Source organism: Nocardia coubleae NBRC 108252 (assembly GCF_001612805.1).
GTDB lineage: Bacteria > Actinomycetota > Actinomycetes > Mycobacteriales > Mycobacteriaceae > Nocardia > Nocardia coubleae.
On record NZ_BDBD01000001.1, the window covers coordinates 1 to 14,392 of the forward strand.

At 67.7% G+C, this 14,392-nt stretch carries 12 protein-coding genes; 7 read left to right on the forward strand and 5 right to left on the reverse strand.

The features are described from left to right. Positions 1–638: DUF3556 domain-containing protein (locus NCO8_RS00005; protein WP_167353223.1), on the forward strand; the 638-nt coding region annotated here is incomplete at its 5' end. 31 nt (positions 639–669) lie between these two features. Then, entirely contained in the window at positions 670–2,097 is a 1,428-nt protein-coding gene (locus NCO8_RS00010) for a phytoene desaturase family protein (RefSeq protein ID WP_067635298.1), read from the forward strand. A gap of 24 nt (positions 2,098–2,121) precedes the next feature. Here NCO8_RS00010 and NCO8_RS00015 read toward each other — a convergent pair whose 3' ends face one another. Continuing rightward, entirely contained in the window at positions 2,122–3,309 is a 1,188-nt protein-coding gene (locus NCO8_RS00015) for a PucR family transcriptional regulator (RefSeq protein WP_245655178.1), read from the reverse strand. Positions 3,310–3,591: 282 nt separating this feature from the next. On the opposite strand from NCO8_RS00015, the gene NCO8_RS00020 reads away from it, so the two are divergent. Beyond that, positions 3,592–4,740 (forward strand): PucR family transcriptional regulator, encoded by a 1,149-nt coding sequence (locus NCO8_RS00020; protein ID WP_167353224.1) that lies wholly within the window; start codon positions 3,592–3,594, stop codon positions 4,738–4,740. A gap of 74 nt (positions 4,741–4,814) precedes the next feature. On the opposite strand, the gene NCO8_RS00025 is transcribed toward NCO8_RS00020, so the two are convergent. After that, on the reverse strand, positions 4,815–5,666 hold the full coding sequence (locus tag NCO8_RS00025) for a helix-turn-helix transcriptional regulator (RefSeq protein WP_084456229.1): 852 nt from the start codon (positions 5,664–5,666) through the stop codon (positions 4,815–4,817). 142 nt (positions 5,667–5,808) lie between these two features. Here NCO8_RS00025 and NCO8_RS00030 point away from each other — a divergent pair, with 142 nt between their 5' ends. The 3 genes from NCO8_RS00030 to NCO8_RS00045 all read left to right on the forward strand — a co-directional run bounded on the left by NCO8_RS00030 (position 5,809) and on the right by NCO8_RS00045 (position 9,190). Next, positions 5,809–6,747: an SDR family oxidoreductase gene (locus tag NCO8_RS00030; protein WP_067635303.1), complete on the forward strand. Its 939-nt coding sequence runs from the start codon at positions 5,809–5,811 to the stop codon at positions 6,745–6,747. A 309-nt stretch (positions 6,748–7,056) separates the two neighbouring features. Beyond that, complete coding sequence (locus NCO8_RS00040; protein WP_245655179.1) at positions 7,057–7,935, forward strand: sigma factor-like helix-turn-helix DNA-binding protein; 879 nt, start codon at positions 7,057–7,059, stop codon at positions 7,933–7,935. Between the two features lie 82 nt (positions 7,936–8,017). After that, positions 8,018–9,190, forward strand: a complete 1,173-nt coding sequence (locus tag NCO8_RS00045; protein ID WP_067635309.1) for an NAD(P)/FAD-dependent oxidoreductase — start codon at positions 8,018–8,020, stop codon at positions 9,188–9,190. A 39-nt stretch (positions 9,191–9,229) separates the two neighbouring features. Here NCO8_RS00045 and NCO8_RS00050 read toward each other — a convergent pair whose 3' ends face one another. Further along, complete coding sequence (locus tag NCO8_RS00050) at positions 9,230–10,606, reverse strand: FAD-binding oxidoreductase (protein ID WP_067635311.1); 1,377 nt, start codon at positions 10,604–10,606, stop codon at positions 9,230–9,232. A 32-nt stretch (positions 10,607–10,638) separates the two neighbouring features. Continuing rightward, entirely contained in the window at positions 10,639–11,001 is a 363-nt protein-coding gene (locus tag NCO8_RS00055; protein ID WP_067635313.1) for a cupin domain-containing protein, read from the reverse strand. Positions 11,002–11,144: 143 nt separating this feature from the next. On the opposite strand from NCO8_RS00055, the gene NCO8_RS32700 reads away from it, so the two are divergent. Then, entirely contained in the window at positions 11,145–14,027 is a 2,883-nt protein-coding gene (locus NCO8_RS32700; protein ID WP_067635318.1) for an ATP-binding protein, read from the forward strand. On the opposite strand, the gene NCO8_RS00065 is transcribed toward NCO8_RS32700, so the two are convergent. Continuing rightward, the gene (locus NCO8_RS00065; protein WP_067487612.1) at positions 14,024–14,320 is read right to left on the reverse strand and encodes a DUF4242 domain-containing protein; all 297 of its coding nucleotides are present in this window, start codon (positions 14,318–14,320) and stop codon (positions 14,024–14,026) included. The two genes, NCO8_RS32700 and NCO8_RS00065, sit on opposite strands and share 4 nt — an antisense overlap. Between the last annotated feature and the right edge of the window lie 72 nt (positions 14,321–14,392).

The window sequence follows — 14,392 nt, forward strand, 5'->3', positions numbered from 1 at the left end:
TGCGCCCGGACCTGGTGTCGTTCCTGCCATCGATGCGTCAGTACGCGGGCAACTGGGCCTCGGCGCTGTGGGCCTTCGCCCCCGGCGCGGAGCAGAAGCTGAACACTATCGAGCACCGGCCCACACTCAACCAGCTCGAACAACTCCGGGCCATGGGTTACGAGCCTGCCGTCGCCGAGATCACGATGCAGCAGACCATCGGCTGGCGCTCCATGCATAGCCAGGGCCGCGGCCTGTTCTCCCTGCTGTACAAGCACATTCCCGATATCGACCGCTGGACCGTGCGCGAAGCCGAGTTCGCCTGCAACTCGCTGATCGGCTTCAACTTCGGCGACGGGCACCTGCACAATCTCGACCTGATCGAGGCGATCCAGCAACGGGTCGGGTTCGCGCCCGGAGAATGGATCGTGGTCTGGGTCGAATCGCAGCCCATCCACAAACCCACCCAGGAGTACATGGTGATCGACGCCGCCGTCGGCGTGATCGAGCGCGGCACCTGGCGGGTCGCCGACGCGGTCGAGGCACTGCCCTGGCTGCCCGGTGGTCCCATCCCTCATCAGGTGACCTGGCGACGCGAAGACGTCGACACCCCCATCGTGTCGCACCGGCCGGACACCACCGTCCAGCCCGCCGAATAGCCCGGAAACCGCAGACAGACAGGACGAGTCGATGAAGACGGCGACAGTGGTCGGCAGCGGCCCCAACGGGTTGGCGGCGGCGATCACCCTGGCCCGGGCGGGCCTGGAAGTGACAGTGCTGGAAGCGGCCGACACCGTCGGCGGCGGCACCCGCTCCCACGAGGCGATCGTGCCCGGCCTGCTGCACGACCACTGCTCGGCCATCCATCCGATGGCCGTCGGCTCGCCCTTCCTGCGCACCATCGACGTGGAACGTTACGGATTGCGTTGGGCGCACGCCGAATTGGACTGCGTGCACCCCCTCGACGACGGCAGCGCGGGGGTGCTGCACCGCTCGGTCTGCGACACCGCCGCCGGACTCGGCGCCGACGAGCGGCTGTGGCGGAGGCTGTTCGAGGGCCCGGTGGCCGGCTACGACCACACCAGCGCGGACATCATGCGGCCGCTGCTGCGCCTCCCCCGGCATCCGATCCGGCTGGCCCGCTTCGGGATTCCCGCGACGCTGCCGGCCACACTTCTGGCACGGGCCTTCCGCACCGAGCAGGGTCGTGCGCTGTTCGGCGGCATCGCCGCGCACGCCTTCCACCCGCTGCACCGGCCGCTGAGTGCCAGTATCGGTCTCGGCATCCTCACCGCGGGCCACCGATACGGGTGGGCGGTGGCGGTCGGAGGCTCTCAGCGCATCGCCGACGCCATGGTCGGGGTCCTCGGTGACCACGGCGGCAAGATCGAAACCGGTGTCCGGGTGCACTCGACGGCGGATCTGCCGCCTTCGGATATCACGATCTGGGATCTCGCGCCGACCGCGGTCGCCGAGATCCTGGGCGACCGGCTGCCCGCCCGTGTCGCCCGCGCCTATCGCCGATTCCGTTATGGGCCGGGCGCTTTCAAAGTGGACTTCGCTCTCGAGGGCGGTGTCCCGTGGACCGCGACCGCCGCGCGACGGGCGGGCACAGTGCACCTGGGTGGCGACTTCGCCGAGATCGCCGTGGCCGAGCGCGACATCCACGCGGGCCGGATGCCCCAGCGTCCCTTCGTCCTGGTCGGTCAGCAGTATCTGGCCGACCCCGGACGATCGGTGGGTGACATCCACCCAGTGTGGACCTACGCCCACGTGCCCAACGGTTACACCGGCGACGCCACCGAGGCGATCATCGCCCAACTCGAACGCTTCGCCCCCGGGTTCCGCGACCGGGTGATCGGCATGACGGTCCACAGCACGGCCGAATTCGCTGCGGGCAACCCGAATTTCGTCGGCGGCAACATCATGACCGGCGCCAAGGACATCCCGCAGCTGGTCTTCGGCCCGCGAAAGACCCTCCAGCCCTACGACATCGGCGTCCCGGGTCACTACCTGTGCTCGGCGGCGACGCCACCGGGCCCGGGTGCGCACGGTATGTGTGGCGCGAACGCCGCCGAGCGGGCGCTGCAGAAGGCGCACTTCTCACGGTGGCGATGACCAGGGGCGTACGCGGGACGTAGCTCAATCCACCGCGCGTCGGACCGAGTCGAGTCGGTGCACGGTGAGGGCGGCCGCGAGCATGCGGGATTCCCGGGGGACGGTGGGGTCGAGGCCGGTGAGTTCGGCGATGCGGTGCAGTCGGTAGGTGAAGGTGTTGGGATGGACGTGGAGGCGGCGCGAGGCTGTTTTGCGGTCGGCACCGTAGTGCAGATGGGCTTCCAGCGCGTCGAGCAGGTGCGGGCTCGCCAACAACGGAATCACGCGTTGCGCCAATCTCGCTCGCGCGGGGCCCGGACGCGTGAGCTGATACTCCAGCAGCAGATCGTCGAGCCGGTAGCAGCCACCCGGCCTGCCGCGCAGGCGCGCCAATTCGGTCAGCTCGATGGCGTCTTCGGCGGCGGCCGGAATATCCGCACGGCTGATGCCGGGGAGTTCGGCCAGATATACGGTGACGCCGAATTGCTCCGACAGTCGCGCGGCGAGTCGGTCGAACCGCTGGGCTTCGAGGGTGCCGGTCTCGGAGCTGTCGCTCACCAACGCGATGCCACTCTTCCCGTCGAACGTGGCGGGGGTGGTGGTGCCGGTGAGGTCGTCGAGCGCGTGCTGTAGCACCCGGATCCGGCGCCGGGCCACCAGATTCGCGGCGCTGCCGGTCAGCGACGGTTCGCTCAGGTGTATCGCCAAGACGGTGTAGTGATCGGCGAGAACCGTGTCCGCGCGTGCCGCGAGTTCCTCGGCGGGCAGGCCACGCACCAGTGCCGAGCACAATTCGCGACGCGCCTCCCGCTCGGCGTGATAGATCGAGCGCTCGACCTCGGTATACGCCTCCACTACCGTCAGATTGATATCGCGGAGCAGATCGAGAAGTCTGCCGAATGCCACCAGGAACTCGTCCATCTCGTCCGGTTCGACCAACGCTGATGCCTCGGCCAGCAACGACTTCGCCGAGGCGTGGATCGCGGCGATGAGCATGCGTAGCGGCAGCCGGTCCTCGGCGTGCCGTTCGGCGACGGGTCCGACGAATACCGCGACCTCGGCCTGACTGAAGTCACGGCCGGCGGCGATGGCCCCCAAGACCGCACGGCCGCAGGTCAGGATCGTCGGCAGCACCTCCGCGGTGAAGTGGTCGGCGGGTAGGTCGGCGGGCGTGGTCGCACCGAGGCCTTCCGCGAGCATGCGCTCGGAGATCTGCGGCCATCGAGCGAGCATGCGGGCAGTCAGAGCGGGTCGCACGGAAACAGGCTTTTCGACGAGCATGCCCCGATTGTGTTCCCAAGACAGGCCGACAGTGGTAGGTCCGGTCGAATACAGCCAAATCCTGGTGTCCGCACCAATCTCGTCACCGTCATCTCAGCGCACGGTGCAACGAACGTCTCCGACTACAACGTGTTGCTACTCGTAATCGTCGCTCAGTGGAGTGACGGTGCGTCCTGTGCACGCCAAACTTTCGTGACCCTACTTGCGGAGATGCGGCCCACACCGACGATGACCATGTTCGACACCAGTGCCATGACGACCCCGCCGTCCGCGCAGATCTCGCGGGCGACGCAGCGGATCGTCGACGGAGTTCTGCACGCGATTCGCCCGCACAATGCGCACAGCGATGTCCTGCGTGACGAAATACATGCCGTGGTCAGAGAGTGTCTGGAATTGGTGAGCGGTGCGCGCGGTCACGATGTACGCGCTGCACTCCACCCCGCTGCCGCACGATGGGCGACCACCGGTGTCCCCATCGAAACCGTCCACCGACTCGTGCAGACAGGGTTCCGCGTTCACCTGAACGACCACACCTCGAATCCGAGGCAGCACAAGAACCTCGGCGATGTCGCCAAGATCATGGAGGCAATGCACACGGTCGACGCAACGATCTACCGGGTGTATCTCGAGGTCGATCGGTTCGTCGCCGATCACCATGGTCGGCAGGCAGTCGCTCGCGCCCTGCTCAGCGGACGAAACGCATCCGCGATCGCCCGTGAACACGGCACACCACTCACCGAGCGGTACCTCGTCTTGTCGGTGGCCACCCACTCGTCGGGGCAAAGAACCCTTTCACCCGGCAACTTCGTCGAGATGCTGGAAGACCTTTTCACACAACCTATTTCCGCGCTGCACAGCACGCTCGGTGGCACCGTCTTGATTCACGGCACGCCGGATACCGAAACCATTCGGCACATGCTCACGCGGACATCACTGATCGTGATCGCGATCGAGGCAGCGCGTGACGGTATTCCGGCGGCCACCGAAGTCGGCCACGAATTGCTCGACGTCGCGCGCAGACTCCGCAAACGACCAGGCCTCTACCATTTCGACGATCTCGCAGTCGAATATCAGCTGACTCGTCCCGGCCCCGGCCGCGACCACCTCGAAACCGCGCTCGATGCGGTCGCGGTAGATCCCGAGCTGGTGACTACGCTGCGGGTCCATCTGAACAACGGACTGCATCGTCGGCTCACCGCACGTGAGATGCACATCCACGAGAACACCGTCGACTATCGGCTTCGCCGGATCTACCGACTCGCCGGACTCGACCCCCGCAGCCCGGAGCTCATCACGAGGCTGAGAGCAGCCATGACCGTGCGCGAGTACATGCAGGCCGCACGCTCCCACCGCGCGGACGAGGCCGACGGACCACCCTCCTGATCGGCACCGAGGGGTGCCCCGGCATGGTGGTTTTCCCGCCACCGAAGGTCTGGTTCGGGAGGACTGTTGCGCGTTCAACGCGCCTCGAGAGGCGTGGTCGCACCTATGACGGACAGCAGCTGTAGTTTCTCGTAGCTTTCGCTTCCTGGTACCGCTGTGTAGACGAGCAATAGATTGGATTGGTCTGGGTCCAGAAGGATTTGACAGTTCAGTTCCAGTGGTCCGACGGTCGGGTGTAGGTATCGCTTGACCGCTCGTGGTTTGATGCCGACCTCGTGGTCTTTCCACAGGGTGCGGAACTGCTCGCTTTCGGTGGTGAGCAACTCCGCGAGATGGGCAGCTTTGGACGTCGGCCCACGAAGGGCGAGCACGCCCCGAAGACCCGAGACATACATTCTCGACAAGAACTCGTGGTCCTCGGCAGGATGCAGGGCACGCGCCGCTGGGTCGGTGAACCATCTGTATCCGATGCTGCGCGACGGTCCGGTGTATCGAGTCAGGTCGCCTACGAGCGCGACACCGAGCGGAGTCTGGCGCAACGTTTCACCGAGTTCGGTGACGATCTCGGCCGGAGTGTCGTCGGTCAGTCTGTCGAAAATCCGCATCATGCCCGGACTGATGAACTCGCTGTCGCCATCTCGGCTCGGCGGCTGGTGCCCGGCTAGGCGGAAGAGATGGTCGCGCTCGTCCCGCGACAAGTGCAGGCCCTGCGCGATAGATGCGATCATCTGCTCGGAAGGCTGCGGGCCGCTTGCTCTTTCGAGACGTGCGAAATAGTCCGGGGACATGTGACACAGCGCGGCGACCTCTTCACGCCGCAACCCACGAGTTCGACGACGTTTGCCACGCGGGAGACCGACATCTTCGGGCTGCAATGCCTGCCGTCGGCCAAGGAGGAACTCCGCGAGTCCCGCTCGATCGATCATCTGTACATCCTCCCCCTTCTCCGCCGGGACGCGGTCTCTCAGCCACTGATCGTCGAGTCCTGGATAAGTTCCGTAGCGAGCGGAAGGCTCGTCCTGAGGTACCGAAACGGTGCACAGCGCAGGTCGACATCAGGAGTAGCCCATGGTGCGCGAGAATTACGACATAGCGATCCCCGACCTTTCCGGAAAACGAGCGGTCGTGACGGGAGGAAGCGATGGCATCGGACTCGGTATCGCGACGATGCTCGCCGGCGCGGGCGCCGAAGTCGTCCTGCCCGTCCGTAATCGCCGCAAAGGCGAGGCGGCCATTGCGAAGATCCGCGAGCAGCACCCTGACGCGATACTTTTTCTGCGCGATCTGGACCTGTCTTCGCTGGCGTCGATCGCGGCGCTCGGCGACCAGTTGCGTGCTGACGGTTCACCGATCCATTTCCTGGTGAACAACGCGGGCGTCATGACCCCGCCCGAGCGGCAGGCCACCACCGATGGATTCGAGCTGCAGTTCGGCACCAACCACCTCGGTCATTTCGCGTTCACGGGCCACCTCCTACCACTCCTACGCGCCGGTCACGCGCGGGTGACCACGCAATCGAGCGTGGCGGCCCGCAACGCCGAGATCAACTGGACAGACCTGAACTGGGAACGGAAATACGACGGAATGCGGTCCTACCGGCAATCCAAGCTCGCGTGTGGGCTGTTCGGGCTCGAACTCGGTCGCCTCAGCCGCGCGAAAAATTGGGGAATCACCAGCAATATCTCTCATCCCGGTGTCGCACCGACAAGCCTCCTCGCGGCACGCCCGGAAATCGGACGGACCGGCGACACCATGCAGGTACGGATCATCCGTTGGCTTTCTGCGCACGGAATCATCGCGGGAACCGTGGACAGCGCCAAACTTCCCGCGCTCATGGCCGCGGTCACTCCTGAATCCAAAGACGGTGGTTTCTACGGTCCGCAATGGCCGGGCCGAGTCGGCGGCCCGCCCGGAGAGCAGAAGCTGTGGAAACCACTGCGCGACACCGACAGCGCCTCGCGACTCTGGAAGATCTCGGAGGATCTGACCGGCGTTTCGTACGGGTGAGCGGTTTGCGAGAATTGCCCCGTCTGCGTCGTACACTGCTGGAACACCGCATTTCCGCAAGCGTGTCCCCCACTAGCTATGGAGGGTTTTCATGCGTGCTGTTTCCGTTCTCGCGACAATGCTCGGGTCCGCCGCCCTATCGCTCGCGCTCGTGGTGACCCCAGCCGAAGCAGAATCCACCGTAGACACCGACCCGCTGGTGTCCTTCGAATTCGGGCCGGGAAATACCCGCACCGAATGCCACAGCGGCCGGTTCCCTTGTGAACCGACAGAATTCAAATGCGACAACGACCGGTGCGTTCAGAAACAATGGCTGTGCGACGGCGACGACGACTGCGGCGACGGGAGCGACGAACGCAACTGCCAGTAGCGCCCGAGTTCGCGAACCGGTTCGTCGAGACGCCCGCCGCCTGGCTCACGAAGGTGCTCACCAATATCTGCCTCAACCAGCTCACGTCGGCGCGGGTGCGCCGGGAGGCGTATGTGGGCCAGTGGTTGCCCGAGCCGGTCTTCGCCACCGACCCGATCGCGGGCCCGGCCGACACCGTCGAGCAGCGCGAGTCGGTGTCGATGGCCGTACTCGCCCTGATGGAACGGCTCTCGCCGAAGGAGCGCGCCGTGTACGTGTTGCGCGAGGCATTCGGCTACGCGCACAACGAGATCGCCGACATCCTCGATATCACCGAGGCCAACTGCTACCAGATCTACCGGCGCGCCAAACAGCACGTGACCGACGACCGGACTCGCGTGCAGGTCGACGAGGCGGCCGCACGAAAGGTGGTCGAGGAGTTCCTGGCCGCCACGCTGAGCGGCAACACCGAGTCGCTGATCCGGTTGCTGACCGACGACGCGATCAGCGCGGGCGACGGTGGTGGCGTGGTCCCGTCGCTGGACCGGCCGATCACCGGTTCGCTTCAGGTGGCACGGTTCCTGCGCCGCTTGTTCGTACCGAACGAGCACAAGTGGGCGATGATCGGCGGCCGCGCCGATCTGTACGCCGCGGTCGCCAATGGTGTTCCCGCACTGGTGATCGTGGCCGCCGACCGCATCGTCGCCCTCATCACCTTCGAGGTGACGACCGACGGGATCGTGGCCGTGCACACCCAGGCCAACCCGGCCAAGCTCGAGCGCGCAACCCGGCACTGGGCGACAACCCCGCACGCCGACCCACTCCTCACCGGCTGGTGACCTAGATCACATCAGGCTGCTGTCAGGTTTCGCCTCGCTGTCCGGTTCAGGAAGCGAACAGCACGCGGACAGGAGTGAGACCATGAAGCATCGCATCGTCGTTCTCGGCGCCGGTTACGCCGGAGCCAATGCCGCCGGACGTCTGGCCAAGCGGCTGCACCCGGCCGACGTCGACATCACCGTCGTCAATGCCGACCCGGAGTTTGTCGAACGGGTCCGTGTGCACCAGCTCGCGGCCGGGCAGGACCTGAAGAGCCGCCCGTTGACCGAGGTCTTCGCGGGTACCGGGGTGAGCGTGCGGCTGGGGCGGGTCACCGCCATCGATGTCGACCACAAGACGGTCTCCGTCGATGACAGAGACGAGATCGCCTACGACACAATGGTTTACGCCCTGGGCAGCACCGCCGCTTCCGGTGCGCCGGGTGTGGCCGAGCACGCGTACGACATCGCGGGCAAGCAGTCCGCGCTCCGCGCTCGTGCGCGGCTGGCGAGCCTGGGCGCCGGTGCGACCGTGCTGGTGGTCGGCGGTGGCCTCACCGGCATCGAAGCGGCCACCGAGATCGCCGAAGCCCGACCGGATCTCGGGGTCGTGCTCGTCGCGCGCGGCGGCCTGGGCGACTGGCTGAGCGACAAAGCGCGCCGACACCTGCGCGCCGCGTTCGACCGGCTAGGCATCACGGTGCGCGAGCACACCGATATCGCCCGCGTGCAGGAAACCGGTGCCGTCACCGGTGACGGTGTGGTCATCCATGCCGAGATGACGGTGTGGACAGCAGGTTTCGCGGCCCATCCGATCCCCACGGCCACCACCTTGACCGTGTCGGACACCGGTCGGATCGTCGTCGACGAGACGATGCGCTCGATCTCGCATCCCGATGTCTATGCCGTCGGTGATGCCGCACTCGCCCCCGGCGCGGGCGGTGACCCGCTGCGCATGTCCTGCGCTTCCGGTGTCCCCACGGCGTACCAGGCGGCCGACGCCATCGCCGCCCGCCTGACCGGCCGCGCGGTGCCGCGCAACGATATCGGTTATACCGGCCAGTGCATCAGCCTCGGCCGCCGCGACGCCATCGTGCAGTGGGTCACCCCCGACGACCGGCCCAAGTCCTCCGCGCTCACCGGACGACCGGCCGCGCGCCTCAAGGAGTTCGTCTGCAAGAGCGCGGCCTGGAGCGTCTCGCACCCGACCACGATGATGCCGTCGCGCAGACGACGCATCACCGCGACCTCGCCGGACTCCGCGCACACGGCCTGATTCGCCGTGCCTCGTCCCATCGGCCGCGCATCCGTGGCCCTACTTCGCCGGTGCGATGTTCTGGTTGAGATGGAACAGGTTGGCCGGGTCATAGGCCTTCTTGATCGCCGCCAAGCGGTCGTAGTTGGGCCCGTAGTTGGCGCGGATGCGGCCCTGGTCGTCGGAGGCCATGAAATTGATGTAGCCACCGTCGGCGGTATGCGGTTCGAGCGCGGCGTGGTAGTCGCGCACCCACTCGATGTTGGCTTCGTTGTCGGCCGCATCCGGCCACATGCCCGCGATGACCGGGGCGAAGTTCGCGGTCCGGTAGGCGAACGCGGTGTCTTCCGCCGCGACGTCGTGGACGGCGCCGTCGATCGGGTACAGGTGCATGGTGGACTGCATGGCGGGCACCCGTGGACCGAACTTCAGGTGCGCGGCGAGGGCGCCGTCGGTCAGTTCGGGTTGGAACGCCGCCTTCCAGTAGTGCTGCAGTCCGGCGGGCAGCAGCGCGTCGAACGCGCCGTTGAGAGCCGGGTAGGGCATCCGGCCCACGTGCTCGGCGACCGGTGCCGCGACCGCGCACAGCTCCGCGAGCAGTGCTTCGGCCTCCTCGTCACTGCCGTTGAAGCACGACACCAGGAGCACGAACGGCTCACCGACCCGGTCTTCGGGGATGAACGGCAGCGGCGGGGCGATCTGGAAGGCGGGGAAGGCGCCCATCGCGCGCGGTGCCGCGGCGATCCAGTCGCGGTAGGTCCGCAGCAGTTGTTCGGCGGCTTCGAGCTCGAAGAACATGGGTCCGCCGTAGATGGTGTCCACCGGGTGCAGGTCGAACTCCATCTCGGTGACCACACCGAAATTGCCGCCGCCACCACGCAACGCCCAGAACAGATCGGGGTGCTCGGTCGCGTTCGCGGTGACGAAGGTGCCGTCGGCCAGGACGACGTCGGCGGATCGCAGGTTGTCGATCGAGAGCCCGTAGGCGCGGGCGAGGTAGCCGATGCCGCCGCCGAGCGTCAGGCCGGCCACCCCGGTGGTCGAGATGATGCCGCCGGTGGTGGCGAGACCGAATGTGTGTGCGGCGTGGTCGAAGTCGCCCCAGGTGCAGCCCCCCTGGACCCGGGCGATCCGCCGCTCGGGATCGATGCGGATGCCCTTCATCGCGCTGAGGTCCAAGACGATGCCGTCGTCGACGGTGCCGAAACCGGGCACGCTGTGCGCGCCCGCACGCACTGCGAGGTCGAGGCCGCTCGCTCGGGCGGTGTCGACGACAACGCGGACGTCGGCGACGTCGACCGCGCCGACGATCGCGAGGGGTTTGCGGTCGATCATCCCGTTGTAGACCGAACGGGCCTGCTCGTAGCCGGGTGACTGCGCGGTGATCACCTCGCCGCGTACCGCTTCGAGCATGGTCAGTGCTGGTGTGCCGTTCATTTCTGCTCCCTGGGGGTCGGCCGGTGCGGCGATCAGCCGAACAGGCGCAGGACGTGGTCGTGGAACTGACGCATCTGCGCCACCGGGCCGACTTCGAGGAAGACGGCTCCCCCAGCGGAGCTGGCGGTGTGCCCGGCAGGCCAGTGGTAGACCTCCCCCGCGGCAGCGGTCTCCACCGTGCCGTCGGCGTGCTCGAGCCGCAACGATCCTTCCAGCACGATTCCCCAGTGCGGGCTGGGGCAACGGTCGTCGGGAAGGCCCTGCAGGACCGGGCCGAAGTCGGTCTCGGGCGGCACGCTGGCGTACCGGACCGCCATGTCGCCCCATTCGATGTACCGGGTGGTCAACTCGCCCTGGGCGACCTCGATGGGCAGGTCTTCGATCCTCGTGGCCATGGCGTGCTCCTCGGTCGGCGTTACCTGTGACGCTACGGAGAACCGGTGCCACGCACCTGACCTGATCTGATCGGATCGGCGGGGGCGTGAGGGGGTCGGATCGGACTATCTCGGTGGTCGTCGAATCCGGCTAAGGTCGAGGAGTGACCGAATCGGCGTCGCCGAGCAGCGGTACGGCCTTCGTCGGTCGCGGCGCGGAAGTCGCGCGGCTCGAGGCTGTGTGGGCGGCGGTCGAGAGTGATCGGCGGCAGGTCGTCTTCGTCGGCGGTGAACCGGGCGTCGGCAAGACCCGGTTGGTGAGTGAGGCGGCCACCGCGTTGCGCGCGCAGGGTGCCACCGTGCTGTGGGGCGCGTGCCGCGAGGACCTCGACATCCCGTACCGGCCCTTCGTCGCGATTCTCGAGCAGGCGATCGAGCAGGCCCCGCCCGAAGCTCTGCGCGCTATCGCGCCCACCGCGGCTGCCCCGCTGCTGCGGCTCACCACGAGCGTGTCGCGGTACTGGCCGTCGGCGCAACCGAATCCGGGTGACCGGGACTCGCGACCCGACCTCTTCGACGCCCTCATGCGGGTCTTGCTGGCGGCCGCCGAGCGCTGCCCGCTGGTGCTCGTCCTCGAGGATCTGCACTGGGCCTCGGAACCGACGTTGGCGATGCTGTCTCATCTGGTCGAGTCCACGGCTGGTGAGCGGTTACTCGTGCTGGCGACCCTTCGGACGACCGCACCGGACCGCACGGACGCGGTGAGCTTCGCCCTCGCCGATCTGCATCGTCTCGACGGTGTCGCCCGAATCGACCTCGCCGGGCTCAGCACCGAGGAGGTGGCCGAGTACCTCGTCCGGGCGGCCGGGGTGTCGCGGGGGTCGGCGCTTTCGGCCGCGCCGGTACTGCGTGACCACACCGGCGGGAATCCGTTCTTCCTCCAGGAGTACTGGCACGACCTCGCGACCCGCGGCGGCTTGACCGCGGTACGTTCCGCTGTCGCCGCACCGCGATCGGTCCAGGACGCGCTGGCCCGTCGGCTGGCGGCCTTCGATGTGGGCCACGCGCGGGTGATCGAACTGGCGGCGGTCGCCGGTGATGTCGTCGACCCCGAGATCCTGACCGACGGACTCGACTCGAACCAGGTCCTCGCGGGAATCGACTTCGGTGTGCGTGCCGGACTTCTCGTCGCGGGGACCGCGGACGGCGAGTATCGCTTCGCGCACGCCCTCGCTCGCCAGGCCGTGCTCGACCGGATGTCGGCGGGCGATCTCGCGGCCGCGCACGCCAGGGTCGCGGTTGCCCTCGAGCATCGCGACCCGACCCGGGTGGCCGCGCTGGCTCATCACTATTTCCGGGCCCGTGCTCTCGGATACGCGGACAAGGCGGTGCACTATCTGGTGCTCGCGGCCCGCCAGGCCGAGCGCGGCATCGCTCATCGCGAGGCGGCGGCGCTGTACGAGCGGGCCGCGCAGGCGCATGCCGCGCACGGCCCGACCCGGGTCGAGCTTCTCTCGGCGGCGGCGCGCTGTCGCCTGCACGGCGGCGACTTCGACACCGCCCGTCGGCTCTACGAGGAGCTCGCGACGGACGGGGATCCGCGCGTCCGGCTGGCCGCCGCGATCGGGCACGAGAACGCGTCGTGGCGGCCCTCCGCGAGTGGTCAGCGCTCGCTAACGCTGCTGAGCGAGGCGCTGGGCGCCGCCGCGCTGGATCCCGACGACGCCCTGTCGGTACGCGCTCACGCGAGCATGGGTCGCGCCGCGTCGTTCACCGGCGATTCCCGGCGGGCTCGCCGGATCGGTGAGGATGCGTTGGCGCGGGCCAGGGTCATCAGTGATCCGGAGCTGCTCGCGCACGCCCTGTGCACGACACTGTGGCAGGGTATGCGCCCGGACCTGGCACCCGAACTGCTGGCACGGGCGATGGAGCTCAACGACATCGGGGCGCGCCTCGGTGACGACGACTACCGGGGACCCGCCGCCTTCCACCGCGCGGTGTTCGCCTACCTGCTCGGCGACGCGGTGGCGTGGAGCAGTGCCCAGCGCGACCTGACCGAGTTGGCGCTGGCTCGGGGGCAGCCGTTCTTCCGGTATGTCGCCGGATGCTCGCGCTGCGCGCACCGGTTCGCAGTGGGCGATTTCGCGGGCACAGAGCGGATCATCGACTGGCTCGACGACCAGTTCGCCCAGGAGTTCGGCGGCGCCACCGAGGGCTCGTGGGGTGTGCAGCAGTTCATGCTCCGCCGGGTCACCGGTGGCTTGGAGCAGGTTCGTCCGCACATCTCCGGCCGCGAGAGCTTCGACGATCACTGGTTGCCGGGACTCTTGGCGCTGTACACGGAACTGGAGATGTGGCAGCCGGCCGCACGCCTGCTGACCCACCTGTGCGACCGCCTCGCCGATCACCGTTTCGGCGCCCAATGGGCGGGCGTGCTGGCCTTCGCCACCGAGGCGGCGGTCCGGCTCGACGACACCGAGGTGGCGGCGACACTGCGCCCGTTGATGGCCGAGTACGCCGGCGCCAATCTGATGACCGGTGCGAGCGTGGCGGTATTCGGCAGTGCGGATCGCTATCTCGCCGAACTCGACTCGGTGCTCGGTGCAGGCAGTGCCGACATGCACTTCGAGCACGCTCTCGCGATGGACCGCCGGATGGGGGCGGTGACTCACCAGGCCGAGACATTGGCGGCTTGGTACCGGCACCGGCTCCGTCGTCCCGCGGCCGTGCCCGGACCCACCGCCGCCGACCTCGCCACCGAGGCACGCGCGCTGGCGCGGCGGATCGGACACCGTCGCATTCTGCGGGATCTGGACGCGGACCCGGCGCCGCGCCGCGAGCACGTGACGCTGCCGAACGGGCTGACCGATCGCGAGGTGGATGTGCTGCGCCTGGTCGCCGACGGGCTGTCCAATCGCGAGATCGGCGAACGCTTGTTCATCAGCGCCAACACCGCCGCCAACCATGTACGCAGCATCCTGATCAAGACGGCCGCGCCGAATCGGACCAGGGCCGCCATCTTCGCCACCGAGCACGGACTGCTCTAGCCGATGGTCGGGCCGTCTGCTGTCGACAGCGGGGCGAAGGCTCCGTCCGGGGTGATGGTGCCGGACAGTTCCATGATGGCGTCGGCGGGGATTCCGGCCCTGACCGCGGCGGCGCGGATCGCCTCGACGTTGTCGGCCTCGTAGAGGCAGAACGTCTTGCGTTTGTCCAGCGACAGGAACGAACTGAGCCAGCGCACCCCGAACTCGTCGTTGATCCGGTTGATCTCCGCGGCGGTCTCCGGGGCCACCTCGAGCTGTTCGGCGAATTGCCGCTCCACCATGAATATCGGCATCGGATGCCCCTTGGTTGTGCTCGAGCGCGGCCCACACGATGCACCGGTCCGAACGGCGGTCCCCGGTTTTCA